The organism is Paraburkholderia largidicola (assembly GCF_013426895.1).
In the GTDB taxonomy this organism is placed as follows: Bacteria; Pseudomonadota; Gammaproteobacteria; order Burkholderiales; family Burkholderiaceae; genus Paraburkholderia; species Paraburkholderia largidicola.
Genome location: NZ_AP023176.1, coordinates 626,178 through 650,040, shown reverse-complemented (window position 1 = coordinate 650,040; position 23,863 = coordinate 626,178). Strand labels below are relative to the sequence as shown.

Annotated in this window: 24 protein-coding genes and 1 pseudogene; 12 read left to right on the top strand and 13 right to left on the bottom strand. The window is 62.6% G+C overall.

Annotated elements, in window-relative coordinates; all coding sequences use genetic code 11:
* Positions 1-27: 27 nt before the first annotated feature.
* Together PPGU16_RS31605 and PPGU16_RS31600 are read left to right on the top strand one after the other, a co-directional pair.
* Positions 28-1,068, top strand: a complete 1,041-nt coding sequence (locus tag PPGU16_RS31605; RefSeq protein WP_180726655.1) for a hypothetical protein — start codon at positions 28-30, stop codon at positions 1,066-1,068.
* Between the two features lie 323 nt (positions 1,069-1,391).
* On the top strand, positions 1,392-2,156 hold the full coding sequence (locus PPGU16_RS31600; RefSeq protein ID WP_180726654.1) for a flagellar brake protein: 765 nt from the start codon (positions 1,392-1,394) through the stop codon (positions 2,154-2,156).
* A 45-nt stretch (positions 2,157-2,201) separates the two neighbouring features.
* Here the strand turns inward: PPGU16_RS31600 and PPGU16_RS31595 are convergent, their stop codons facing one another.
* Complete coding sequence (locus tag PPGU16_RS31595; RefSeq protein ID WP_180726653.1) at positions 2,202-2,486, bottom strand: hypothetical protein; 285 nt, start codon at positions 2,484-2,486, stop codon at positions 2,202-2,204.
* A 124-nt stretch (positions 2,487-2,610) separates the two neighbouring features.
* Positions 2,611-3,492: a LysR substrate-binding domain-containing protein gene (locus PPGU16_RS31590; RefSeq protein WP_180726652.1), complete on the bottom strand. Its 882-nt coding sequence runs from the start codon at positions 3,490-3,492 to the stop codon at positions 2,611-2,613.
* Between the two features lie 202 nt (positions 3,493-3,694).
* Between PPGU16_RS31590 and PPGU16_RS31585 the strand changes: the two genes are divergently transcribed.
* Genes PPGU16_RS31585 through PPGU16_RS31575 form a run of 3 tightly spaced genes read left to right on the top strand, consistent with a single transcriptional unit; the run spans position 3,695 to position 6,049 of the window.
* Positions 3,695-4,441 carry an SDR family NAD(P)-dependent oxidoreductase gene (locus tag PPGU16_RS31585; RefSeq protein ID WP_180726651.1) on the top strand — a complete coding sequence of 249 codons (747 nt, stop codon included), beginning with the start codon at positions 3,695-3,697 and terminating at the stop codon, positions 4,439-4,441.
* Between the two features lie 56 nt (positions 4,442-4,497).
* Positions 4,498-5,634, top strand: a complete 1,137-nt coding sequence (locus PPGU16_RS31580; protein ID WP_180726650.1) for an alkene reductase — start codon at positions 4,498-4,500, stop codon at positions 5,632-5,634.
* A 16-nt stretch (positions 5,635-5,650) separates the two neighbouring features.
* On the top strand, positions 5,651-6,049 hold the full coding sequence (locus PPGU16_RS31575; protein WP_180726649.1) for a DUF427 domain-containing protein: 399 nt from the start codon (positions 5,651-5,653) through the stop codon (positions 6,047-6,049).
* 49 nt (positions 6,050-6,098) lie between these two features.
* Here the strand turns inward: PPGU16_RS31575 and PPGU16_RS31570 are convergent, their stop codons facing one another.
* From PPGU16_RS31570 to PPGU16_RS31555, 4 genes are all read right to left on the bottom strand, one after another.
* Positions 6,099-6,866 (bottom strand): SDR family NAD(P)-dependent oxidoreductase, encoded by a 768-nt coding sequence (locus tag PPGU16_RS31570; RefSeq protein ID WP_180726648.1) that lies wholly within the window; start codon positions 6,864-6,866, stop codon positions 6,099-6,101.
* Between the two features lie 185 nt (positions 6,867-7,051).
* Positions 7,052-7,966, bottom strand: a complete 915-nt coding sequence (locus tag PPGU16_RS31565) for a LysR family transcriptional regulator (RefSeq protein WP_180726647.1) — start codon at positions 7,964-7,966, stop codon at positions 7,052-7,054.
* Positions 7,967-8,022: 56 nt separating this feature from the next.
* Entirely contained in the window at positions 8,023-9,318 is a 1,296-nt protein-coding gene (locus PPGU16_RS31560) for an Nramp family divalent metal transporter (RefSeq protein WP_180726646.1), read from the bottom strand.
* 100 nt (positions 9,319-9,418) lie between these two features.
* On the bottom strand, positions 9,419-10,384 hold the full coding sequence (locus tag PPGU16_RS31555) for a ferritin-like domain-containing protein (protein ID WP_180726645.1): 966 nt from the start codon (positions 10,382-10,384) through the stop codon (positions 9,419-9,421).
* A 492-nt stretch (positions 10,385-10,876) separates the two neighbouring features.
* Here PPGU16_RS31555 and PPGU16_RS31550 point away from each other — a divergent pair, with 492 nt between their 5' ends.
* The 4 genes from PPGU16_RS31550 (at position 10,877) to PPGU16_RS31535 (ending at position 13,135) form a co-directional block, all read left to right on the top strand.
* Positions 10,877-11,479 carry a sigma-70 family RNA polymerase sigma factor gene (locus PPGU16_RS31550; RefSeq protein WP_224027564.1) on the top strand — a complete coding sequence of 201 codons (603 nt, stop codon included), beginning with the start codon at positions 10,877-10,879 and terminating at the stop codon, positions 11,477-11,479.
* Positions 11,476-12,195, top strand: coding sequence for an anti-sigma factor (locus PPGU16_RS31545; RefSeq protein WP_180726644.1), 720 nt, complete (start codon positions 11,476-11,478; stop codon positions 12,193-12,195). The genes PPGU16_RS31550 and PPGU16_RS31545 overlap by 4 nt, the downstream gene beginning before the upstream one ends.
* A 139-nt stretch (positions 12,196-12,334) precedes the next feature.
* Positions 12,335-12,598 carry a PepSY domain-containing protein gene (locus tag PPGU16_RS31540; RefSeq protein ID WP_180726643.1) on the top strand — a complete coding sequence of 88 codons (264 nt, stop codon included), beginning with the start codon at positions 12,335-12,337 and terminating at the stop codon, positions 12,596-12,598.
* 15 nt (positions 12,599-12,613) lie between these two features.
* Complete coding sequence (locus tag PPGU16_RS31535; protein WP_180726642.1) at positions 12,614-13,135, top strand: cytochrome b/b6 domain-containing protein; 522 nt, start codon at positions 12,614-12,616, stop codon at positions 13,133-13,135.
* 30 nt (positions 13,136-13,165) lie between these two features.
* Here PPGU16_RS31535 and PPGU16_RS31530 read toward each other — a convergent pair whose 3' ends face one another.
* Positions 13,166-14,341 (bottom strand): porin, encoded by a 1,176-nt coding sequence (locus PPGU16_RS31530; RefSeq protein WP_180726641.1) that lies wholly within the window; start codon positions 14,339-14,341, stop codon positions 13,166-13,168.
* A gap of 305 nt (positions 14,342-14,646) precedes the next feature.
* On the opposite strand from PPGU16_RS31530, the gene PPGU16_RS31525 reads away from it, so the two are divergent.
* A complete protein-coding gene (locus PPGU16_RS31525) occupies positions 14,647-15,264 on the top strand; it encodes a dihydrofolate reductase family protein (protein ID WP_180726640.1) in 618 nt (205 codons plus the stop codon).
* Positions 15,265-15,317: 53 nt separating this feature from the next.
* Here the strand turns inward: PPGU16_RS31525 and PPGU16_RS31520 are convergent, their stop codons facing one another.
* Positions 15,318-16,280: a GlxA family transcriptional regulator gene (locus PPGU16_RS31520; protein ID WP_180726639.1), complete on the bottom strand. Its 963-nt coding sequence runs from the start codon at positions 16,278-16,280 to the stop codon at positions 15,318-15,320.
* Positions 16,281-16,425: 145 nt separating this feature from the next.
* On the opposite strand from PPGU16_RS31520, the gene PPGU16_RS31515 reads away from it, so the two are divergent.
* Positions 16,426-17,616 (top strand): MFS transporter, encoded by a 1,191-nt coding sequence (locus PPGU16_RS31515; protein WP_180726638.1) that lies wholly within the window; start codon positions 16,426-16,428, stop codon positions 17,614-17,616.
* Between the two features lie 90 nt (positions 17,617-17,706).
* A pseudogene (locus tag PPGU16_RS31510) lies at positions 17,707-17,796 on the top strand (carboxymuconolactone decarboxylase family protein); the annotation flags it as partial.
* A gap of 77 nt (positions 17,797-17,873) precedes the next feature.
* Here PPGU16_RS31510 and PPGU16_RS31505 read toward each other — a convergent pair.
* The 5 genes from PPGU16_RS31505 to PPGU16_RS31485 form a co-directional block, all read right to left on the bottom strand.
* Positions 17,874-18,227, bottom strand: a complete 354-nt coding sequence (locus PPGU16_RS31505; RefSeq protein ID WP_180726637.1) for a BON domain-containing protein — start codon at positions 18,225-18,227, stop codon at positions 17,874-17,876.
* Between the two features lie 47 nt (positions 18,228-18,274).
* Entirely contained in the window at positions 18,275-19,078 is an 804-nt protein-coding gene (locus tag PPGU16_RS31500; RefSeq protein WP_180726636.1) for a hypothetical protein, read from the bottom strand.
* A 70-nt stretch (positions 19,079-19,148) separates the two neighbouring features.
* Entirely contained in the window at positions 19,149-19,607 is a 459-nt protein-coding gene (locus PPGU16_RS31495; RefSeq protein WP_180727126.1) for a YaiI/YqxD family protein, read from the bottom strand.
* A 169-nt stretch (positions 19,608-19,776) separates the two neighbouring features.
* Entirely contained in the window at positions 19,777-20,424 is a 648-nt protein-coding gene (locus PPGU16_RS31490; RefSeq protein WP_180726635.1) for a TetR family transcriptional regulator, read from the bottom strand.
* 66 nt (positions 20,425-20,490) lie between these two features.
* The gene (locus tag PPGU16_RS31485; RefSeq protein ID WP_180726634.1) at positions 20,491-23,862 is read right to left on the bottom strand and encodes an efflux RND transporter permease subunit; all 3,372 of its coding nucleotides are present in this window, start codon (positions 23,860-23,862) and stop codon (positions 20,491-20,493) included.
* Position 23,863 lies beyond the last annotated feature (1 nt).

The following is a 23,863-nucleotide window of genomic DNA, read 5'->3' as shown; positions in this document are numbered from 1 at the left end:
CTTGCCGGCGGTATGGGGAGACCGAATATGGGCATCACTCGCAAGCGTCTAGCGACGCCGGACGAGCCATGCGACGTGGCGCCAGGCGATGAGCCCGCACAGGACAGCCCCGCGCAGCCACTCGATGAACGGGCATCGTCCAGCCCCGCCGCGCCCGAAGCGCCTCATGCGCCCGAGGCGCCTCACAAACCTTTGCGCCGCTCCAAACGGAAACCTGATGTCACTCGCCCGCTGCTGATCGTGCGCGTGCAGTCCCGGCCGAAACAGCTCGGCGCCGCCAAGGAAGGCGGCCCGCCCGACTGGAGTCTGAGCGCTGGCGTGGCGACCGTCCTGTTCGGCTTCGTGATTGCGTTCGGCACCTACGTCACGCTGACGCAACGGGAAGCCGTGCAAAGCCGGTTGGGGCATTTCGCCAACCTGGACAAGCCGCATCCGCCGAAGCACGATAGTTCGGCGTTGCCGGCTCAACCTGCCTTGGATGTCGCACAGGCCACGCGCGCGCCGATCGAAACGCCACCCGTTCCGCTGGCGGCACACGACACTGCGATGCCCCGCACGGCTGCCAGCGATGCAGCGAGTCCCAGCGTTACCGTTGCGCATGACGCGCCGTCGAAACCGCCGCCCGTAGCGGTGGCCGCCGCTGCAACTGCGCGCGGCAGTCCCGCCAGCACGCGAAATGTTGCAGGCGCAACTGCGCCTCCCGTGCGCGTGGCGCCGAAGGTGATCGTTCAGGATTCAAGTCCGGCCACGACACAAACGCATGCAGCGCCGACCACGCCGAAGGAGCGGCGTACCAGCCCGAAAACGGCGGCGAAAACCGCATGCGGCGCGTTGGAGCCGTGTGATCAGAACGTTGCGCATGTCGAACGTGCGACGCATGAGCCCGTCACCGTGCGGCCTCCCGTAAAAAGCGCGACGACGACAACGGTGATACGCGAGGCGGCAGTGAGCGTACCGGCCGCACCTGCCGCGCAGGTGATTCCGCCGCCCGCTCCCGCGGAAGTCCGCGCTGAAGCCACGGCGGCACTTTCGCTTACCGTGAACAAGAACCTGTTTCGACAGCATTAGAACGGGTCACGCGATATGCGAGCCATCCCGTCCGATGCGCGTTGCCGAGCGGCTCCACTCAGCGAAGGCGCGAATGTTCCGTCGTGGCCGTAACACGCTTGCGTGCGTTACGTAGCGGCGCGCCCTCCTGCCCCATCTGCAGCGTCCAGGGCGGTGGCCGAAACCCTTTACTCAAGGCGGCCTCCGCCTCACGACTGACATTTTCAGTAGCGCTGACACGCCTGGCATAGTCCCTGCACTGTCACGACCAACCCGGCCCGCCAGCGCCCTAGCAGCGCTGCGGCCGATCCGGTCACGACAACCCACTACGCACGGATACTTCGATGATTGCCGACCATCCGCTAACCGCCGCTCCCGCCGACCAGACTCGCGACGCCCGCGCCGATTATGCGCAGCGCCATCCGTTGCAGATCGCTGTCTGCCTGCGCGGCCTGGCGGCGCGGCAGGATTTCATTGCGGTCGAGTTCGACGGCCATCAGATCGTGACGCAGGTGATCGACGTCGACTCGCGCAATGCGCGCTTCGTGTTCGATCCCGGCAGCGTCGATGCCGCCAATCGCGCGCTGCCCGACGCAATGGAATTGCGGTTTCACGGCACGCCTTCGGGTATTCGTACCGAGTTCACGACGAGCGCTGCGAAGCCGGTCACGTTCGACGGACGACCCGCGTTCGAAGCGTCCTTTCCTGCCGTGCTCTACTACGTGCAGCGTCGACAGACCTTCCGCGTCGAGACACCCGTGCTCGATCCGTACACCGCGACGGGCAGTTACGCGGACGGCAATGCGTACAACCTGCTGGTGAAAGATCTGTCGTTGGGCGGCGTAGCGTTGCGAACCACCCATTCACGCTTCGACGACGTCGAGAGGGGCTGCATCCTGCGCGACGTCACGTTGAAACTCGGCAGCTTCGGCACGCTGCGACTCGATCTGGAGATCGTCGCGCCGCGCAAGTCGATGACGCCGGCGGGCGAGTGGTGCACCGTGCTTGGCTGCAGGTTTGTCGATTTGCCTGGCGCTGCCGAGCGCACGCTGCAACGCGTGGTCACGCAGCTTGAGATGAAGCGGCTCGCCGTCGGGTCACGTGGGTGACATGACAACGGGCGAACCAGACCGCAGTTGCCGCAAGTCGATGTTTCAATGGCGGTGGTTTTCCCAGCCTCTGTGCCAACCGCCGCCCTGCCCATTGCCGTAGCCGTAGCCCGCCGGTGGCGCCCTATAAACTGGCGTCGGACTGGACTGATAGACGTAGGTACCCGGCGCGCCGTAGGCACCCGGTGGTGCGTAGCGTGACTGATAGACCACGGGCGGTGGCGGCGGAGGAATCGGCATGTAATAGCCGCCCACATTGGCCTGTGCCAAAGCTGACGCAGGCGCGCAGACGGCCACAGCGATTGCCAGCAGTGAGATCGCGCGCTTCATGATGTGACTTCCCCTCGGGGCGCCAATTCGGCCCGACTGTGAGATGGCCAATTGAAGGATAGTCGCTCGATCGGCGTTCATCTGTAACGGTCGGTAACGCGCTTTCGACCCACGACCGCAACGGTCATGCATCCACCAGTTCATCCGCCCTCGACAAAAACAGCTTCAGCACAGGCGACGCATTCGACCGGCTGTAGCCGATCGCGAGATCGACGGTCGGCGCCTCGCCTGCCAGCGGACGGCTGACCACCGACCACGGCAGCAGATTGTTCGCGTACTCGGGCATCAACGAAAGCCCGCGCGTCGACGCAACCAGCGACATGGCCATCGCGAGATTGTCGACGCCATGCTCGGGCTTTGGATCGAGCCCGTTGTCCTGCAGATACTGCGCGACCACGTCGTGCAGCACGCGCGCCTTGTTCGACGCCATGATGAACGGCTCGCCTTTCAGGTCCGACGGACGGATTGCCTGCTTCGCCGTCAGCCGATGATCGCTCGGCATCAGCACGACGAGCTTCTCGCGATAGACGACGCGATAGTCGAGATCGAGCCCCGGCTCCCTGCGCACGAACGCAAGGTCGAGCTTGCCGCGCGCCACTGCGTCGGCGAGATCGGGCGAATAGCCGCTCGACACCGTGACGTCGATGTTCGGCAACTCGTCGCGCAACACCTGCATCGCGCGCGGCAGCCACGTCATTTCCTGACCTGTCAGGAAGCCGAGCGCGAAGACCTGTTTGGCCGGACGCGACGCGCGACGTGCGGCTTCGATGGCGGCATCGACCTGTGCGAGCGCCAGCCGCGCGTGGTCGAGAAACGCCTTGCCCGACGCGGTCAGTTCGACGCCGCGCGCGCTCCGGCTGAACAGTTCCGCCCTGACCTCGTCTTCGAGATCGCGGATCTGCCGGCTGAGCGATGGCTGCGACGTGAACAGCCGTTGCTCCGCGGCGACCGTGAGGCTGCCCGTTTCCGCTACGGCAACGAAATAGCGCAGATGACGCAACTCCATGCTTCCTCCTGTTTCCCAGCCTGTAAGCCATGCTTCCAAGGCATGCCCGCCAGCCTACAAAGTCTTTTTTCTTTGCGCAAGCGAAGGCTAGATTACATGCCAGCAGTCACATCGAGCAGCGCGGACGCCGGCAAGCAGTTTCATCGCCATACCTGCCTGTTATGTCGAACGGTCCCGCCGATCAACCAGACGGAGCTTGACCATGAACGATCTCGCTGGAAAAACCGCGCTCGTCACGGGCGCATCGCGTGGCATCGGCCGCGCCATCGCGCTAGCACTTGGCCGCGCCGGCGCGCAGGTGCTGGTGCATTACAGCAGCAATGAGGCGGCCGCCGATTCGACCGTCGCCGGGATCATCGCGGGCGGCGGTCACGCGCAGAAAATCGCCGCCGACCTGCGCGCCGCCGACGGCCCGCGCATGCTCGCCCAACGCGTGCGGTCAATCGTGGGCGGACGGCTCGACGTGCTCGTCGCGAACGCGGGCATCGCCAGGGCTGCAAGCATCGAAGACACGACGGTCGACGACTTCGACGAACTCTTTGCCGTCAACGTGCGCGCGCCGTTCTTCCTCGTTCAGCAACTCCTGCCGATGCTGTGCAAAGGCAGCAGTGTCGTGCTGCTGTCGTCGCTGGCGGCCCGCGCATCGGTTGGCGAACTGGCCGCCTACGCCGCGACCAAGGGTGCCGTCGATACGCTCGTGCGGCACTTCGCATCGGCGCTCGGGGAGCGCGGCGCGCGCGTGAATGCCATCGCGCCCGGCGTCGTCGCGACCGACATGTCGAGCTTCGCGACGACCGACGCAGGCCGCGACTACACGCTGAGTCTGCAGGCGCTGAAGCGCGTCGCGCAGCCCGACGATATCGCCGGCGCCGTGACATTCCTCGCTTCCGACAAGGCGAGCTGGATCACGGGCGACACGCTGCGCATCGACGGCGGCTCGAAGCTCTGACAGTCATATGACCATCGCCACGCATTCGATCCACACCAATTGATAAGGCATCCATAATGACAAATACCAATCTGAAACTGTTCTCGTCGACCAACGTTGGCCCGTTACAACTGTCGCACCGCATCGTGCACGCGCCGATGACGCGTTTGCGTTCCGACTCCGACGACAGTCCGAGCGAGATGATGATCGAGTACTACCGGCAGCGCGCATCGCAAGGCGGTCTGCTGATCACGGAAAGCGCGCATCCTTCATATGACAGCCGTGGCTATCTCGGCGCGCCCGGCATCTATACCGACGAGCATGTCGAAGCCTGGAAGAAGATCACCGACGCCGTTCACGCAAGAGGCGCACGCATCTTCATGCAGATCGCGCATGACGGACGCCAGTCACACGTCGATCTGAGCTGGGGCAATGCGCCCATTGCGCCGTCTGTCGTGCCGTACGAAACCACGGTCTTCACGCAAAACGGCTGGGTGCCGAACTCGCCGCATCGCGCGCTGGAAACCAGCGAGATTCCCGCCATTGTCGAATCGTTCAGACATGCGGCAGCGCGCGCGAAAGCAGCCGGTTTCGACGGCGTCGAATTGCACAACGCCAATGGTTATCTGGCGGATACGTTCCTTCAGGACGGCACCAACAGGCGCACGGACGCCTATGGCGGCACGATCGAAAAGCGCACGCGTTTCTCGCTCGAACTCGTCGACGCGTTCGCCTCCGCGTGGGGCGCGGATCGCGTCGGCGTGCGCGTGTCGCCGAGCGGCCGCTGGGGCGCGATCTCCGACAGCAACCCCGAAGCGACCTTCGGCTATTTCGCCGAACGGCTCAATGCGTATGGCCTCGCGTATCTGCACGTGATCGAGCCGCGCGTGATGGGCACGGAGACGCTCGTCGAAGGACAGGCGCCCGTCGCGTCGTCGTTCCTGCGCAAGATATTCAACGGCCCGATCATCGCGGCGGGCGGCTTCGACCGCGCCGGCGCCGAGCAGATCCTGCAACGGGGCGACGCCGATCTCGTCGCGTTTGGCCGGTGGTTCTCGTCGAATCCCGATTTGCCCGAGCGCCTGCGACGCGACCTGCCACTCACGCCTTACCAGCGCGACGCGTTCTGGGGTGGAGACGAACGCGCGTACACCGACTTTCCCGCGTACGACGACACTGCTGCCGTCGAAGCATCGAACGATGAAACCGTCTGATTCAAGGAGCGAAAGCATGTCCACCAGCAACACGCCGAACACGACGCGGACCGTGAAGATTCCCGGTCCCGATCACCCCATCACGATCGAACGCAACGCTTCGCGCGTCGTCGTCACGGTCGCGGGCCGCGTCATCGCCGACACCCGCGACGCGCTGACGCTGCGCGAAGCGCACTACCCGCCCGTGTTCTACATCCCGAGAAAGGATGTCGACGTCGCCCAACTCGAACGCACGGCGCATTCGACGTACTGCCCGTACAAGGGCGACGCCGCGTACTTCTCCATCCCGTCGGGCGGCGAGCGCGCTGTCAACGCGATCTGGACTTACGAAGCGCCGTATGCCGCTGTCGAGCCGATTCGCGAGCACCTTGCGTTCTACACCGATCGTGTCGATTCGATCGAAGAACGTGAATGAGGAATCGACTCGAGCCCACGGCCGATCGTACTGACCGAGACAGCTCGCGTCAAGCGATCCATCCGCCGTCGACGGTCAGGCTCTCGCCCGTCGTGTAGCCTGCTTCGGGGCTGGCGAGATAAGCGACGGCCGCCGCGATTTCTGCCGGCTTGCCGAAACGGCCCACGCTGGCGAGCTTCGTCATCGTTGCGTGGTCTTCCGTGCCGGGTTGCGGAGCGAGTTCTGTATCGATCGGGCCGGGTTGGACGGCATTCACGGTCACGCCGAACTTGCCGAGTTCACGCGATAGCCCGCGCGTGAAGCCTCTGAGCGCGAACTTCGAGGCGATGTAGAGCGTCACGCCAGGCAGGGGCGCGGCTTCACCAAAGGCCGAGCCCACGTTGATGATGCGCCCCCAGCCCGCCGCGACCATGCGCGCTGCCGCGTCTTTCGCCAGTTCGATGGGCGCGCGGACATTCAGGTTGAAGTGCGTGTCGTACGACGTGTCCGACGAATCGAGGAACGGCCCATATTCGACTGTGCCAGCGTTGTTGACGAGAATATCGAGCCGCCCCTCGAAGCGGCCGCCGAACGCACCGTTCAGCGACCCAATGAGGCGCTTGACGCCTTCCGGCTGCGACAGGTTGGCACCGACAGCCTCAGCCTCGCCGCCGGCATCGCGGATTTCCTTGACGACGGCTTCCGCCCGCGCCGCACTCGACGCGTAGTGAACGATGACGGATGCGCCGTCGCGCGCAAGACGTGCCGCAATCGCTGCGCCGATTCCACGCGAAGCGCCCGTCACGAGGGCGAGTTTGCCTTTCAGAGCTTGGGTCATGCTTTTCCTCAACAGTAGGTTTCGAAGCGGTCCTCCGGCCTGAACGGCCGGAAGGGACTGCTGCATCGGAGCCAATGTTTCGTGCATTGGTTGATGCGTATCCTCCGCTGAGGCGGCATCGCCCGGTAGCCGCGGGCGGGGAATAGCGCCTATTCCTGTTGCGAGGGGGCAAAGGTTCGCAGCGTCTAGCCGGTGAGGTCCGCGCCGGCGTTGCGCTCATTGAGAAGGTGTTCGACAAACGCGACGAAGGCACGCGCTTTCGTGGTGGCCATGCGGCCGGACGGGAAAACCGCCCACAGGTCGATCGGCGGCAATGTCCAGTCGGTCAGGACGGCCTGAACAGTGCCGTTCGCGAGTTCGGGGGCGAACATCCATTCCGAAGCGACGGCAAGGCCCATGTGCCCGAGTACCGCCGTGCGCATGCCTTCAGCCGCGTTCACGCTTATCCGGCCGGACAAGGTCACGGTCGAGTCGGAGCCGTCACTGCGGCTGAACAGCCACGATTCACCGCCGCCTCGCAGGGAGTAAACGACTGCCTGATGCCGGTTCAGGTCGGCAGGTGTTTGCGGAACGCCCGCTTCAGCGAAATAGGACGGGGTGCCGACGACGAACCGCCGCCCGCTGGAGATGCGACGCGCGGTCATGGTCGAATCGTCCAGCGTGCCCATGCGAAACGCGACATCGACGCCCTCTCCGAGCAGATCGACGGACCGGTCATCGAGCACGATGTCGATGCTCAGATTGGGGTGCTGATCCAGGAAAGACTTGAGGGCTGGCAAGACATGCAGCCGGGCGAAGGTAACGGCTGCGCCGATGCGCAATCGTCCCGACAAGCCTTCCGACGACTCGCGCACAGCCTGCTCGGCCTGATCGGCCTCATCGATGGCCCTGAGTGCGTGATCGTAGAAACGCTGACCGGCATCCGTCGGCGCGAGGCCACGTGTCGATCGCAACAGCAGACGGGCGCCCAGACGTTCCTCCAGCTGCGCGACCGCCTTTGAGACGGCTGGCTGGCCCAGCTTCAGGCGGCGTGCGGCGGCGGAAAACGAACCCGCATCGACAACTGTTACGAAGGTCTCCATCGCCACCATGCGGTCCATGTGCATTCTCCTGGCAGATCGTCAGCGAAAATGCGCAGTGTAGCGAAACGGGTTTTCTACTTGAATGTTTTCCAGCACAGCACGAGGTTCAGGCATATAACGATCGCCGTGCAAACGAGCGCCGCCACGTTCGTAATCCTGCTGTTCCGGTAACGTCCCATCAACCCGGCGCGCGACGTGAACCAGACCAGCGCGATCATCGGAACGGGCAGTGCGACGCTCAACGCGACCTGGCTCAACACCAGAGCACGCGTTGCGTCCACGCCGAGTCCGACCACGACGAACGCGGGCGCCATCGTCACCAGTCTTCGAACCCACACGGGAATGTGAAAACCGACGAAGCCCTGCATGATCATCTGCCCCGCCATCGTCCCGACCACTGAACTCGAGATGCCAGAGGCGATCAACGCGGTCAGAAAGAAGCCGGCCGCCGCGCTGCCGAGGAGCGGTGTCAGCGTGCGCCATGCCGTCTCGATGCTGGCCATTTCGGGATGTCCCTGATGAAACGCTCCCGAAGCCATGATGACCATCGCCATGTTGATCAGCCCCGCGACGCCAAGCGCCACTACCACTTCGATATGCGAGAACTTCAGCAAGGTGGCCCGTTCGCGCTCGTTGCGCGCCGAGATCCGGTTCTGCATCAAGCCCGAATGCAGAAACAGCACATGCGGCATCACGGTTGCGCCGACGATGCCGACCGCGAGCGTCAGCGCGTTGCTGTCAGGAATAGCCGGAGTCAGTGTATGAAACGCCACCGCGCGCCAGTTCACCTGCGTCATCGTCAGTTCGGCGAGATACGACAAGCCGATCACACCCACCAGCGCCGCGATTGCCAGTTCCAGCGGCCGAAAGCCGCGTCGCTCGAATTGCAGCAGGCTGTATGTGACGGCTGCCGTGACACACATCGCGGGCAACATCGGCAGGCGGCACAGCAGGGACACGCCAATCGAGCCGCCCGTGAATTCGGCGAGATCCGTGGCCATCGCGGCAATCTCGCTGATCATCCACATCACCATCACGCGACGACACGGCAGGGTATCGCGGCACAACTCCGCGAGATTGCGCCCGGTGACGAGCCCGAGTTTCGCCGACAGCGACTGGAACAGCATCGCAATCAGATTCGACAGCAGGACGACCCACAGCAGCGCATAGCCATAGCCGGCGCCCGCCTGGATGTTGGTGGCGAAGTTGCCCGGATCCATATAGGCGATCGACGCAACGATGGCCGGTCCGGCGAAAGCGAGCATCGAAAGCGGCCCACGACGTGCGCCAGCGAGCGCGGCATGCATCGTCGTACGGGATCGCTCCGTGAGCGACTCTGGCACGACAGTGCGAACGGCGATCCTGTTCATCACGGCTCCTCGGCGTCGTTGTGCGCGCAACAGGCATGGCAAGACGGCAGCGGGCGAAATACGAGGTCGCCCGCTGCGCAAGCTCCAGCAAGATGCAAAGTCAGGCACTCATGTTGAGCGTGCCGTTCACGCCGTTCGGGAAGAAGCCGCCTTTCATCGCCGCAGAACTCGTCAGGTAGACGATGTTCAGCACGTTTGCGTAATTGCGGCTGAACGCCAGGCCGTTGTCGTCGAGCGGAACGATATTCGAAGTCCCCGCCGTCGTACCCGTGATGCCCTGATCATCATGGCCATTGTTGTCGAGGCTGTCGCGCGCGGCGGAAATCGCGTTGGCGGCCGACACCAGACTCATCGCGTCGATCCCTTTCGCGTACAACGTCGTGCGCACCAGACCCGCGTGATACGCCTCGGCCGCGAGTATGCCCGCCGCCGCTTCGAGAAAGGTCTTGTTCGTGATGAGCGGCGATGCGCCCTTGTAGGCCGTGACGCCGACGTCCTCGAAGATGAACGCGCCAAGCAGAAAGTTGTTGTCGTTCGCGTAGGGATTGAACGCAGCACCCGCGCCTACCAGCCCGGCCGCCCGCGCCGCATTCGAGAACGCGCCGTTGGGATCGGTGCCGCCGATATCGATCGCGGGCTGCGCCACGGCCGCCGATCCCAAAGCGCTGCGCAAAAACGTCACGTGCTCGCGCTCGTCTTTCGCGATCTCGTTTGCGTACGCCTTCACGACGGGGTCCTGAAACGGCACCTGTTGACCGGCAATCACCGCGCCCATCGTCCCGACGCCTGCCGTCATGGAAGCCGGGAGGCCGGCCCCCGTCGTCGCATACGCATAGAACTGCGATTCCAGGTACTCGAGGTTGAGGGCGAAATTGAGAATCTCCGCGTCGGTCGGTGCGCCCGCGGCGCCGGCGTTGTTGCCCGAGCCCCCGCCGCATGCGCTGATGAGCGTGCCGCCCACGAGGCCCAGACTCAGTCCGCCTGCATTCCGGAAGAACTGGCGCCGATCTCGGCGACGCTCGGCGCGCCGGTCGAACGTTTCCATAATCGCTTTCGCATCTGACATGATCCTGCTCCTTGAGATGTTCGGGTGAACCGATGCAAGGTCGCGCGTCGATCGAAGTCGTCAGAATCCCTAACGGCACGCCGACGCGTTTCAATGCACGAGCGGGAGACACGGAGTTGTCATGACAGGCAGTGGTCGCGTCTGTAATAGCGTTACGGCGGGCAAGACGAAATGGATGCAGTGCGCTGTGCTTTTATTCGGACGCGCAAATGGCAGTGCATGCGTATCGGGAAGAAAGCGCCATTCTTCTATCAGCGACTGCAAATCTGACTACCATCAGATCAGGCAGTAGAAATAGAAGCGGTAATGCCTTACCGCTTTGCATCCGCAATACGCCCGACAACGTAAAAAGGAAATTGCATCCGCGTTCGAGACCGTTCAGGAGATCCGATGTCCTCGCGACTATTACCTGATGACGGGCTACTGGACGCACATTGCGCTGATACACTACGTGCACGAAGGCGTACTGTGTACGGCCAGCCCGGGTGGAACATGTCCTCAAGGCAACCGAAGGAAATGCGTGACGCGACGCGTGCACCCACGTCTTCGGACGCGGCTGGGCGCGACGATCTCGATCGCATGCTGTCGGCCGTTGCCTTGCGCGACCGGGTTGCATTTGAAACGCTCTATCGCCTGACGTCTCCAAAGATCTTCGCCATCTGCATCAAGGTACTGCGTGACCGGTCCGAAGCCGAGGACACGCTTCAGGATGTGTACGTCACCGCCTGGAACCAGGCAGGCACTTTCAATCCGCAGCTATCCAGCGCGCTCACGTGGCTCGGGACGATCGCGCGCAATCGCGCAATCGATCGCATCAGGCGCCGCCGCACGGTCTCGCTCGACGAAACGACTGTCGACGAGATCGTCGACGAATCGCCCACGCCTGCCGCCCTTGCGCAACTCAGTCAGGAACGCCAGCGGCTCGAGTCGTGCCTGCAGGCGCTGCCCGATGTTCAAAGAAACGTGGTCAGGGAGGCATTCTTCACGGGCTCGTCGTACGCCGAACTGGCAGCGCGAATGAGCGTCCCGCTGGGCACCATGAAAAGCTGGATCCGCCGCAGTCTGATGCAGCTCAAGACGTGTCTTGAAAGATGAATACGCCCATCTCTCCCGACGACAAAGACCTTCGCTGCGCGGAGTACGTGCTGGGCGTACTCAGCGACGAAGAGCGCCGCGAAATCGAACTTGCGATGCAGCAGGAAGCGGACGTGGCCGAATCGCTTGCGCGTTGGCAAGCGCGCCTGATGCCTTTGAACGAAGACGTGGCAGAGGTCACGCCGCCGTCCCATGTGTGGGACCGTCTGCAGGCGCAGTTGGGCTGGACACGGACAGGGCGCCGCGCGGGTCTGTGGAACAGCTTGTCGTTCTGGCGCTGGACCGGGTTGACATCCGTCGTCGCCGCTTGCGCGCTCGCCATCTTCCTGACTCGCTCCGTGTTGCTGCACGAAACCGTGACCCCGCCCGCAGGGGCGCAATATCTGGTCGCGACGCTCGAACGGCAAGGCGCGGGCGCAGCATGGACCGCAACGGTCGATGCGCAACACGCACAGATCGTCGTCGTTCCGCCTCGCGACTTCGTGATTGCCTCCAACCATTCCACGCAGATGTGGATGATTCCGCCCGGCTCGAAGCCCATCTCTTTGGGCGTCATCGATGCGCAGCACCCGACCATCGTGCCCGTTGCACAGGCGCAGCTTCAGCAACTCGCAGCACAGCCAACGCTTGCGGTATCGCTCGAACCGCAAGGGGGATCGCCGACCGGACAACCCACCGGGCCGGTGCTCGCGGCGGGCCCTGTCAAGGGAATCTGAATGGTGGCTGCCTCGCGCGCAGCGTTGGCACTCAAAAAGACTGGCTAGTCAGCATTTGCTTAAACCCTACAATACGCTTGCAGTCCACCCTGCGTGCACGTAGAGTAACCGCTCGACAAACCAGCACATGAGGTGACGGATGTTCAAGTTCCTGGCGGTATGCGTCGCATTGGGCCTTTCCGGTACGGCATTCGCCAAAGCCGATTGCCCGGCTTATCCGAAGAGCGAGTGGATGAAGGAATCGGATGCGCGTGCCCAGCTCGAAGCGCAAGGGTACAAGATCAAGAAGTTCAAGGTCGACGGCAACTGCTACGAAATCTACGGCCACAACAAGGAAGGCAAGAAGGTCGAGATCTACTACGACACCAAGACGCTTGCCGTCGTGAAGTCCGAGATCGACTGACGCCTGGCGCGCACGATGCCTGTCAAAACCTGGGACTTAGGCGTGCGGTTCACACACTGGACCGTCGCCGGCATCGTCGTGTGGAATCTGTTCGGGCCGACTGACCAATTGCATCGGGTACTTGGGTACATCGCTGCCGGTCTGGTTGCCTGTCGAATCGTGTGGGGCTTTATCGGCACGCCCTACGCACGATTCTCCGCGTGGTGGCCAACGCCGGCCCATCTGAGGGACTACGTACGCTCGCTGGCCGCCGGCAAGCCACGCCATCATCTGTCGCACAATCCGCTCGGCGGCCTGATGGCAATCGCACTCTGGCTGCTGATTCTGGCACTGGCAGTCAGCGGCTGGCTGATGCGCCTCGACGCGTTCTGGGGCGAAGACTGGCCGCATGACCTTCACTCGGTTCTTTCAATCGCACTGGAAGTCTGCGTGTGCGCGCATATCGTCGCGGCCGTCATCATGAGCGTCTGGACACGCGACAATCTGATCACCTCGATGCTGACGGGCATCAAGCGCGATCCTGCCGACAAGCGCTGATACCTGAATGCGCGGCCCGAATGCAAGTGCTCAGAACATCTTGCGAATACCCACTGCCACGCCCAACTGGTTGGTTCGGCCAATGGTATTGGTCGGCACACCGGCGGAATTGACGCCGCTTGGATAGTCGGCAGCGAAGGCACCTGTCCCGCGCGCCCAATCCGTGATCGCGTAGATTTCGGACTGCCTCGAGAACGAGTACTCGGCGAGAATCGTAGCCGACTGGTTCACCCCCGTACCGAGCGATCCATCGAGCCGTTCGGCATTGCGCGCGTGCCCGTAGTAGTAGGCGAACGTGAACAGCAATGGCGCGGTGGCTTTCCAGTTCGCACCGACGTAAAACGTATCGTCGATACGGTTAGGGCTGGCACCCTTCAGCGTCGGCGAGCCAGCCTGCTGCATGTTCACGTCGGTCAAACCCGTCTGGTCCTGGCCGTGCAGCCAGCCGGCCAGCAGGCGAACATCGTGAGTGACCTGCCATGCGCCGCTGATGTGCAGGAAGTTGGTCTTGCCGCCATTGATTGCACTGCCGACACTCGTGCCGACCGCAGAGCCCGTCGCGGAGGTCGGTACGGAAACCTGCTGGAAGCCGGCGTTGAGCATGGCAGGGCCATACGTGTACGTCAGTTCCACAGCGTAGATGGCACCAAGACCGAGCGCGCCTGGCTGATTGCCGAAACCATAAAGCGCATCGATTGCCAGGTTATAGAACGTGCCTTTGTACTTGACCGCGTTGTTGATTTCCAGGTAATTGCCGATGCCGTTGTAGGGCCAACTGTTTTGCCAGTAATTGCCAACGGTCAATGGGTCGAAGATATCGCCCAAGGTGTCGTAAGCGGGCGCGTATTGCCTGCCGAATGTCAGCGCGCCCCACTTGTCGCTCGACAGGCCCACGTAAGCCTGTCGACTGAACAATGTGTTGGGAACGTGGAGTGTTCCATTGAACGCTTCGAAGCCGTTTTCGAGGTGGAAGACCGCGGCCCAGCCGCCGCCCAGATCTTCACTGCCTTTCAAGCCCCACCGGCTGTGGGTTTCCGGACCCGAGGTCATGGCGACCTGGTCGTCGCCGCCCGGACCGGCGTTCGTCTGATAGCGAATGGCTTCGTCGACGATGCCGTATAGCGTGACCGAGCTTTGCGCGTATGTCAGCGGAGCCGCGGTGGCGAACAGTGCGCCGATGGCACTGGAGACAACGATCTTTTTCATCAGCGATCCACCGTAATGAGTGAGCCAGCTGGATCAATTTCGTGAACAGGAGCATAGCCCGTCAATTCGTTACGGCAAAGCGATCCGCCGACGAGGTGTTGTTTATTTGCTCTGCTGCATGAATGCATAGGTATCGTCTGCCGATTCACTCTGGCGCTAACGGTTTATCCGCTCGATCAGCCTGTGTCGCGTTGCCCTGGGCGTAGCATTGGCAATGGCGTGAGCCGCCAGACGCTTTGTCGATTCAGATGCGTTTCGTTCGTCGTATCTACGAATCCATCGGGCTCGTCGACCTGGAGAACAACATGCGCAAGCTCATCGTTTCCGTTTTCATCAGTCTGGATGGTGTCACGCAGGGCCCGGGCGGGCCTGAAGAAGATCCCAGCGGAGCGTTCCGCCTTGGCGGCTGGATAGTCCCCTATGCCGACGAAGCCATCGGCGAGAACTTGCACGATCTGCTCTCGCAGCCATTCGAGTTGCTGCTGGGGCGTTGTACCTACGACATCTTCGCGTCGTATTGGCCACACGTACGGGCCAATTCGCGCAGCCACGCTATTGCCGACATGTTCAACAGCGTACCCAAGCACGTCGCTACGCACCGGTCCGACTCACTAGACTGGCAGAACAGCCGTGCGCTGAAGGGCAACCTTGCTGACGCGATACGCGCGCTTTGTCGTGAAGACGGTGCCGATCTATTGACGTTCGGTAGCGGCGACATGGTGCGCCAACTGCTCGCAGCCGGTCTGGTGGATGAGCTTCGCCTTCTGATTTACCCCGTGATGCTCGGGCACGGCAAGCGCCTGTTCGGCGACGACGCCCACGCGTCTGCCTTCACTCTGGCGCATTCGATCAGCACGCCTGGCGGCGTATTGATTAACCGCTACTTGCGCAACGGCGAAGTGCGCACGGGAACGTTCGAGTGAGTCGTGTCACGCGTATGTGAGCCGACTCGCTGAACGCAATGAGATTGCACGGTTCACTGCTGAGCGCGTCCAGTCGACCCGCGTGTTTCCCTGCCAAAACGACGGACCGCTTGCGGCGGTTGCCCGACGGTTCGCAGGAATGCGCGCCTCATGCGCTCCCGATCCGAGAAGCCGACTTCGTCGGCGATCACATCCAGCGACAAACGCCCTTTTTCAAGCAACAGCCTCGCGGCCTCTACGCGCAAATGTTCGACGGCTTTGGCCGGGGACTGCCCCGTTTCAGCAGTGAAGGCCCGGCTAAACTGGCGCGGGCTCAGGCCCGCGACATCGGCGAGTTCCTCGACGGTCAACGCATTGCGCAGATTCGCGTTCGCATGGTCGATCGCCTTCTGGATGCGATCCGATTTGGGCTCGAGGTCGAGCAACGTGGAGAACTGCGATTGCCCGCCCGCGCGGCGGTGATAAACGACCAGCTTGCGGGCGACGGCGCGTGACACGTCCTGGCCATGATCCTTCTCGATCATCGCCAGCGCCATGTCGATCGTGGCCGTCATGCCCGCCGATGTCCAGATCGGTCCATCGACGATGAATATCTGATCTTCTTCGACGGCAATGTTGGGAAAACGGCGCTGCAGATCGTGCGCGAAGCGCCAATGTGTCGTCGCCCGACGGCCATCGAGCACGCCTGCTTCAGCCAGGATAAACGCGCCGGTGCACGGCGCTGCGATTCGTCTCGATGTTTTCAACGCGCGGTTGACGAATGCAGTCAGTTGCGCAGAGACAATGTCGATCTCGACGCCCGAGCCGAACATGACGGTGTCGAAGGCGGCGTCGCTGAACGCTTGCGTTTCCACACGAATCCCCGCCGAAGACACAACGAGCCCACCCTCTTCCGACAAAACCGTCACTTCATATGCCGGTTCTCCGAGCACGACGTTCGCCAGTTCAAAGGCCGTGACTGCCGCGAAGCCCATCAGATAGAAATTCGGAAATACGACGAAGCCGATCTTGTGCATGGTGCGCCCAACTCATGTCCTGAATCGCTTGTATATATGACATTTGAGACACGGTCAACGGCGTTTATGCTGTACCCGTACCCTTCCGGCGCAAGAAAACCCGGCGGAGCTGAACCTCGAACCGCTTATCACAAGAGCTTTTTGTATGGATCGTCGACTACTGATACTGGCCCTTGGCATGTTCGCCATGGGTACCGACAACTTCGTCGTCGCCGGTATTCTTCCTGGCGTGGCTGCATCGCTGAATACATCCGTCAGCCTCGCGGGGCTGATGGTCACCTTTTACGCATTGACCTACGCAATCGCAGCCCCCGTCATGGCGGCCGTGGCGGGCGGCTGGCCGCGCAAGCTCCTGCTGGTTTCCGCGCTCGGAATATTCGTCGTGGGCAACATGCTCAGCGCGGTCGCCGTGGACCTGCACTGGGTTCTGTTCAGCCGGGCGTTGTCGGGATTCGGCGCCGCGCTGTTCTCGCCGACTGCATTGGGCGTCGCCTCTGCGCTCGCACCGCCTGAAAAACGCGGCCGTGCGCTGGCTGCCGTCACGGCGGGTTTGACGGGGGCGACAGCGCTTGGCGCGCCGATCGGTACGTTCATCGGCGGATTCGGTGGCTGGAGAACGACGCTCTGGTTCGTCACGCTGCTCGGGATGGTGGCGATGATCGGCGTCTGGACGATGCTGCCGTCGGTTCCCCGGCCTGCATCCGTGAAGTTGCGAGAACGGCTTGCACCCATCCGCGATGTCCGGATCGCGCTCACCCTGCTCACCTCGCTATTCGCGTTTGGCGGGTTCCTGATGGTCTACACGTATGCGGGCGTGGTGCTGCAACGTGTCACGCATGGCGACGAACGGATTCTTGCCGGGATGTTCCTGCTGTGGGGCGTAGCGGCGACGGCAGGAAACCTGCTGGCCGGCCGTCTCGTGGATCGATTCGAGAGCCGCAACATCATCAACGCGATGCTTTGGGTTGCCATCGTCAATTTCTGCGCGTTGCCGTGGACATCCGCACATGCATTCAGCGCCGCGGTTGCGCTCGCGATCTGGGGCGTATGCGGCTGGGGGCTGATCGTCCCGCAACAACATCGGCTGGTGCACCTGAAGCCGGGCGTGGCGCCGCTGCTGCTGGCGCTCAACAATACGGCGACATACGTCGGGCTGGCCTGCTCGGGCGTGCTTGGCGGGGCCGTGCTGCCGTCGATCGACGGGCAGTATCTGAGCCTCGTCGCGGCGGCGTTGATTGCGTTCGCGTTCCTGCTCGCAGAAGCCGCGCACCGTTGCATGCAGCGGTCCTCCACACAGCAACGCAAGATGGTGAATCGCGAGACCGAGCCGGTTTGAATGACTAACCGTCGGCATCCAAAACAAATTAGCTATCCGAATGATCGAATAGACGATCGCTACCACCTGGAAATGCATACGCGCGATCTGCTCGTGAATCTCACGATCGCAACAAGTTTGATGAACGCTGATAACCGGATGGCAATCGGCTTCCGGAATTCACCGCAGGCCGCGCTGTAAAAGAAGGCTTGCGGGGTGAGCCATAACGCACCAAATCGAGCCGCAGCCCATCCCCGCAATTCGCCGCAATCGAGGTGTTACTGCCCGCCTTCCCGAATCGTCAGAGCATTCTTCACCGACGTGACGCCGGACACGCCCTTCGCGATCGAGGTCGCCTTATCGATCTGAGCCGGATCGGTCACGCCGCCAGCGAGCGTCACCGCGCCGCCCTTCACGAGAACATTGATCCCCGTCGTATCGACACCGCCCTTCGAAAGCGCCGAGGCCACCTTTCTGCTCAATGCCCGGTTCGCCTTCCTGATGGACGATTTGGATGCGCCTTGCGTGGTCGTCGGTGCGCTAGCCGCTTCGCTTCCCTGTGCCCAGGCATTGACGGAAGCAACGACGATCAATGCAGCGCCAGCCAGCTTGAGTGTTTTGATTGCGTTCATTTTTGCCCCTGTTTAAGTAACTCAACGAAAGATGTTGCCGACTACTTTTAAGTCTTCACATTCTCTTGCCTGGTGCCCGCGGCGGCGGCAAGGCGGCTCTGTGCCGGGACGAGCTGGTCATCCGTGGTCGCCACCAGCCATAGACGTGCGTGTTGCATGATCTGGCGGTTGTGGTCCTTCAATGGGCCCATTGCGGCTGCGGCCTTCCAGACCACCGGGCCCGTCCGGCTCTTGCGGCCCGAGGGCGCGCCTACCAGCAGGCAATAAGGTCCCAACGGCAGCGATACAAACGGTAATGCGGGACTTGCACGCACGCGCCAATCGATGAATGGCGTCTCGCTGATCAGCAGCGGCGAGGGCAAGCCATAAAGCACACTGAAATCGTACAGCGCCAATTGTTCGCGCACGCCCGTATAACTACGCCGGATGTCGTCGACAACCGCCGCACGGATCTCGTCCTCGAACATCGGCTCTTGCGCATAGCGGGCCATTGCCTCGCGAGCCTCCGCCTGATAGGCGCTGAAGAGGCCAAGCTCCACGCAGTCCTGCACCGCGCGTTGAATCTCTGCGACAGAACCCGCCTCATCCGGCGTGCCCAACTGCGCAGCCCGCAAGAACCGGGCAAGCCCCGCTTCCTGGATCGCAGGACCTTCAGCTAATACAGTGTCGTCACTGTCTTTGTCCAGAGGCACATAAATATACTTCTCGGCGGCGAAACGTGATTTCTTGCCTTCATCGAACTTGATTTCGCCATCGACGTAATCCAGATAGCGCGTGCCGACTCGACCATGCTCCCAGATCCAGTTCTTCAAAAGCGGGCGTAGCGGATGCAGTCTCTCTTGATCGGCCATTGAAACCTCCTGGTGCCCCAGTATAGTTCCAATTCGCCGGTTGAAAACCACAGCGAATCACATTCGACGTTCAGGCCGGCGGCGCGCGATGCCTTGCGAGGAACCGGTCCAGTTGCCCCGCGAACGTCTTGCTGTCGCGCGGACTGAATGGCGCTGGACCGCCCGTATCGACGCCCGTGCTGCGAAGCTGATCCATCACGGCACGCATCGTCAGGCGTTCTTCGATATTCTCGCGGCTGAACCAGCCTCCACGCGGGTCGAGCACGAAGGCACCCTTGTCGAGCGCCGCGGCGGCAAGCGGTATGTCCGCGGTAATCACCAGATCGCCGGCCACGGCCAGCTCGACGATGCGCATATCGGCCGCGTCCGCGCCCGCCGGTACTTGCAGCGACTTGATATAGGGCGAAGGCGGCGTCTGCAGATACCGGTTCGCTACCAGCGTTACACATACTTCGGCGCGACGCGCCGCCCGAAACAGCATGTCCTTGATGACAACCGGGCAGGCGTCTGCGTCAACCAGCACTTGCATCTTGTCGCTCCCAATTACTGCGTTTGCTTCCGTCTGAATCCGTTCGAGGTTCGCATGTTCGTTCATCAACCTCGCGATCAGACGCGAACCATACTACTTCAAAACATGAAGGCCACCCGGCACAGCGCACCCGTTGACACAGCGCGCCAGAAGATGAGCGGGACGGCGGCTAGCCGCACGCCCCCTGAGCGCGCCGCAGCGAAGGAGAATAGCTCAACAGGCCGATGCACACGTCCGTCAGAAACTCCGCATCGCGCGGCAGCATGATCGAATCGCGTTCGAGCAGCCAGTCTCGCAGCACGCCGCCGAGAAACGCATGCACGACACTCGACGCGCGTCCGGTATCGAGATCGCACGGAAGTTGCCCTCTCGCGATGGCATTACGCAAGCCGCGCTCGAGATACATCCTTCCGTTGCGCGCGGCATCGTGTTGCCGCTCGGTCACGAGCACCATGTCTTTCGTATTTTCGCACTTCGTGAACAACACTTCGAACACGCGGCGGCTGTGCGGCTCGACCACGGCCTTGCTGAGGAAATAGACGAGCAGTTGCCGGATCCTGCCGAGCGGGTCCGGCTCCGCGGTATCCGCGGTCGCGGCAACGAGCATTTCCATCGGAAGCATCACGCGGTTTGTCATCGCGACGAACAGATCGCTCTTGTTGCGGAAGTGCCCGTATATGGCGCCGCGCGTACACCCCGCGCGCATCGCGATGTCTTCCAGCGACGTGCGGGACACGCCATGCTCCGCGAACAGCCGTTCGGCTGCATCGAGAATCTGGTCGCGCGTTTCCCGCGCCTGTTGTCGTGTTCGCCTCATCGGTCTTTCCACCGGTTCGAGACTGGTTCAGAAGCGCCGCGCGCGGCGGGTGTGGTTTCATATTCGTCAGACGGGCGCACCCTCCCCTGGCGTTCCATCGCGCGGCGCACCGTCCTTCGGCGGGCCATCCGGGTGTCCGCCCGACGCGCCGCCATCGCCGCCACCTCCATGATCGCCGCCGTGATGCGGCATCTTGTGCGACACCTCGTCGAGCTTGTCGCCTAGCAGCCGTCGCACGACCACATAGAAGACGGGGATCAGCAGCAGGCCGAGGAAGGTCGCGAACAGCATCCCGCCGATCACGCCCGTGCCGATCTCGTGACGCGAAGAAGCGCCCGCCCCCGACGAGATCACCAGCGGGAACACGCCGAGAATAAATGCCATCGACGTCATCAGGATCGGGCGCAGCCGCAATCGGGCCGCCGTCAGCACCGCGTCGCGCAGTGTCATGCCGCGTTGCTGTCCCTCGACCGCGAACTCTACGATCAGAATCGCGTTCTTCGCCGCGAGACCGATCACCGTGACGAGGCCGATCTTGAAGTAGATGTCGTTCGGCACGCTGAAGGTCAGGCAGAACGCGAGCATGCCGAGCATGCCAAGCGGCACCACCAGCAGCACCGACGCGGGGATCGACCAGCTTTCGTACAACGCCGCGAGACACAGGAACACCACCACGATCGACAGCGCCATCAGCGTGGTCGCCGACGATCCCGACAGCAGTTCCTGATACGACTGCCCGGTCCAGTCACCCGCGAAGCCGCGCGGCAACTGGTGGTTGATGATGTCGTTGAGCGTGTCGATCGCCTGCCCCGTCGAGTAGCCAGGCGCCGAGTTGCCGACGATCTCGATGGCTGAATAGCCGTTGTAGCGCGGCAGCACCGTTGGCCCGAAAGCCCATTTGGCGTTCACGACGCTGGCGAGCGGCACCATGTTGTAAGGGGCAATCGACGTATTGGCGGGCGACGGATCGACGGGTGTGACGAAGCCGTTCGAGCCGACGGCCGTGCCTGCGCTTCCCGTCGTGCCCGAACTGCTCTTGCTGGAAGACGCCTGCGTCGACGACCCGTTGGCCGCAAAAACACTCGGCGTGTAGAGGTGCTGAAGCGCGTCGAGCGACATCCGGAACGGCGCGTCCGCCTGGATATAGACCCGCTTCACGCGGCCGCCGTACGTAAACTGGTCGATATAGAACGGCGCAAGCTCCATCTCGAGCGTCTGATAGACATCCGTCAGCGACAGGCCCATCGCCTGCGCCTGAGTGCGATCCACCGCGATGTCCAGTTGCGGCGAGTTCGGCAGCGAGTTGGGCCGGATGCCGAACAGCACGGGACTTTTCGCTGCGCTCGCGAGCAGCGTGCGCTCCGCCTCGCCGAGTTCGGCGCGCGATTGACCCGAGCGCGCCTGCAGATACATATCGACGCCGCCGAACTGGCTCAGGCCGCGAATGGTCGGCAGGTTCACCGCGAAGATCTGCGCATCGGGGATCGATGACAGAATGCGGTTGATCTGCGGGATCATCTTCATGGCCGTTTCGGAGCGGTCCTTCCAGTCGGACAGCTTGATGAACGACATGCCGACGTTTTCGCTCGTACCGACGAAGCTGAAACCTTCGGGCTGGAAGATGCCGACGATATCCTTGCCGAGCGGGCTGTTGGCCAGCTTGTCGCGCAACTCGGCCATCACGTGATCGGTGCGTTGCAAGGTCGATCCCGGCGGCAGGTTGACGAGCGCCAGCACGAAGCCCTGGTCTTCGTCGGGGACGAAGCTGGTCGGCAGCTTCGTGTACAGGAAGCCCGTCAGCACGAGCAAGATCACGAATGCCACCATCCAGCGCGGCGCATGATGCACGGCTTTGCCCACGTGACTGAGATAGTGTTTCGTGGTCCAGTCGAAGGTCCGGTCGAACCAGCGATAAAACGCGCTCTTCTTCTCCTGGTGCTCGGTCCTGAGAATGGCCGCGCACAGCGACGGCGTGAACGACATCGCGAGAAACGCGGAGAATCCCATCGACACCGCAATCGTCAGCGCGAACTGCGCGTAGATGATGCCTGTCGCGCCGGGCTGCAGCGCGGACGGCACGAACACGGCCGTCAGCACGACCGTGATCGCGATGATGGCGCCCGTGATCTGTTTCATCGCCTTGCGGGTCGCCTCGCGCGGTTCCATATGCTCTTCGCTCATGATGCGCTCGACGTTCTCGATCACGACGATGGCATCGTCCACCACGATGCCGATTGCCAGCACCATGCCGAACAGCGTCAACTGGTTGAGCGTGTAATGCAGCGCGGAAAGACCAATGAAGGTGCCGAGCAGTGCAACAGGAATCACGAGCGTCGGGATGATCGTCGCGCGCAGGTTCTGCAGGAAGATCAGCATCACGAAGAACACCAGCACGATCGCCTCGATGAGCGTGCGGATCACGTCCGTGATCGACGCGGTGATGAACGGCGTCGTGTCGTACGGCACGCTCCAGGTGACGCCTTCCGGCAGATCGCGCGCGAGCGTGTCCATCGTCGCCTTCACCGCTTTCTCGACCTTCAGCGCATTCGCGCCCGGCAGCAGGAACACGGCAAGACCGCCCGCCGGCTTGCCGTTGTAGACGGGCGCCTGCCCGTAAGTCTGCGAGCCGAATGAGATGCGCGCCACGTCGCTCAGTTTGACGGTGGTGCCATTGCTGTTCGATACGACGATGATGTCTCGGAACTGCTGGAGCGATGAAAACAGACTGTCGCCGGAAACGGTCGCCGTGAACACCTGGCCCTTCACGGCAGGATCGGCGCCGAGCGAGCCGGCCGCGAACTGCGCGTTCTGTCCGCTCACCGCGTTGAGCACCTGCGTGGTCGACAGGCCATAGCTCTGCAGCTTGTCGGGATCGAGCCAGATCCGCACCGCGTACTCCGAGCCGAGCAGCGTCGTGTTGCCGACGCCCGTCACCCGGCCGATGACAGGCTGGATCTGCGACGCGAGTATGTCGGAGAGCCGTCCCGCATCGATCGATGCATTATTCGACTGCAGCGCGATGAACAGCAGAATGTCCGGGCTGGACTTCGCCACGATCACGCCCTGCTGCGTCACCTGCGAAGGCAATAGCGGCTCGGCGAGCGTGACCTTGTTCTGCACCTGCACCTGCGCGATGTCCGGGTTGGTGCCCGTCGCGAACGTGAGGATGATCTGCGTCTGTCCATTCGAGCTCGACGTCGAGCTGAAGTACAGCAGGTTGTCGATACCCGTGAGCTGCTGCTCGATCACCTGCGTCACGGTCGATTCCATCGTCTGCGCGCTCGCGCCCGGGTATTGCGCCGTGACGGTCACTTGCGGCGGCGCGATGTCCGGGTACGAATCGATCCCCATGCTGCGCACGGCGATGATGCCGAACAGGCAAATGAGAATCGCGATGACCCACGCGAAAACGGGGCGGTCGATAAAGAAACTCGGCATG

Bases quoted from the DNA above. Each gene is read 5' to 3' on its own strand.
- PPGU16_RS31525 (WP_180726640.1), top strand. From the start codon at position 14,647: ATGCGCAAGCTCATCGTTTCCGTTTTCATCAGTCTGGATGGTGTCACG.
- PPGU16_RS31580 (WP_180726650.1), top strand. From the start codon at position 4,498: ATGACAAATACCAATCTGAAACTGTTCTCGTCGACCAACGTTGGCCCG.
- PPGU16_RS31570 (WP_180726648.1), bottom strand. From the start codon at position 6,866: ATGACCCAAGCTCTGAAAGGCAAACTCGCCCTCGTGACGGGCGCTTCG.
- PPGU16_RS31515 (WP_180726638.1), top strand. From the start codon at position 16,426: ATGGATCGTCGACTACTGATACTGGCCCTTGGCATGTTCGCCATGGGT.
- PPGU16_RS31555 (WP_180726645.1), bottom strand. From the start codon at position 10,384: ATGTCAGATGCGAAAGCGATTATGGAAACGTTCGACCGGCGCGCCGAG.
- PPGU16_RS31485 (WP_180726634.1), bottom strand. From the start codon at position 23,862: ATGCCGAGTTTCTTTATCGACCGCCCCGTTTTCGCGTGGGTCATCGCG.
- PPGU16_RS31490 (WP_180726635.1), bottom strand. From the start codon at position 20,424: ATGAGGCGAACACGACAACAGGCGCGGGAAACGCGCGACCAGATTCTC.
- PPGU16_RS31530 (WP_180726641.1), bottom strand. From the start codon at position 14,341: ATGAAAAAGATCGTTGTCTCCAGTGCCATCGGCGCACTGTTCGCCACC.
- PPGU16_RS31605 (WP_180726655.1), top strand. From the start codon at position 28: ATGGGCATCACTCGCAAGCGTCTAGCGACGCCGGACGAGCCATGCGAC.
- PPGU16_RS31505 (WP_180726637.1), bottom strand. From the start codon at position 18,227: ATGAACGCAATCAAAACACTCAAGCTGGCTGGCGCTGCATTGATCGTC.
- PPGU16_RS31565 (WP_180726647.1), bottom strand. From the start codon at position 7,966: ATGGACCGCATGGTGGCGATGGAGACCTTCGTAACAGTTGTCGATGCG.
- PPGU16_RS31585 (WP_180726651.1), top strand. From the start codon at position 3,695: ATGAACGATCTCGCTGGAAAAACCGCGCTCGTCACGGGCGCATCGCGT.
- PPGU16_RS31520 (WP_180726639.1), bottom strand. From the start codon at position 16,280: ATGCACAAGATCGGCTTCGTCGTATTTCCGAATTTCTATCTGATGGGC.
- PPGU16_RS31535 (WP_180726642.1), top strand. From the start codon at position 12,614: ATGCCTGTCAAAACCTGGGACTTAGGCGTGCGGTTCACACACTGGACC.
- PPGU16_RS31495 (WP_180727126.1), bottom strand. From the start codon at position 19,607: ATGCAAGTGCTGGTTGACGCAGACGCCTGCCCGGTTGTCATCAAGGAC.
- PPGU16_RS31550 (WP_224027564.1), top strand. From the start codon at position 10,877: ATGTCCTCAAGGCAACCGAAGGAAATGCGTGACGCGACGCGTGCACCC.
- PPGU16_RS31545 (WP_180726644.1), top strand. From the start codon at position 11,476: ATGAATACGCCCATCTCTCCCGACGACAAAGACCTTCGCTGCGCGGAG.
- PPGU16_RS31595 (WP_180726653.1), bottom strand. From the start codon at position 2,486: ATGAAGCGCGCGATCTCACTGCTGGCAATCGCTGTGGCCGTCTGCGCG.
- PPGU16_RS31560 (WP_180726646.1), bottom strand. From the start codon at position 9,318: ATGAACAGGATCGCCGTTCGCACTGTCGTGCCAGAGTCGCTCACGGAG.
- PPGU16_RS31500 (WP_180726636.1), bottom strand. From the start codon at position 19,078: ATGGCCGATCAAGAGAGACTGCATCCGCTACGCCCGCTTTTGAAGAAC.
- PPGU16_RS31540 (WP_180726643.1), top strand. From the start codon at position 12,335: ATGTTCAAGTTCCTGGCGGTATGCGTCGCATTGGGCCTTTCCGGTACG.
- PPGU16_RS31600 (WP_180726654.1), top strand. From the start codon at position 1,392: ATGATTGCCGACCATCCGCTAACCGCCGCTCCCGCCGACCAGACTCGC.
- PPGU16_RS31590 (WP_180726652.1), bottom strand. From the start codon at position 3,492: ATGGAGTTGCGTCATCTGCGCTATTTCGTTGCCGTAGCGGAAACGGGC.
- PPGU16_RS31575 (WP_180726649.1), top strand. From the start codon at position 5,651: ATGTCCACCAGCAACACGCCGAACACGACGCGGACCGTGAAGATTCCC.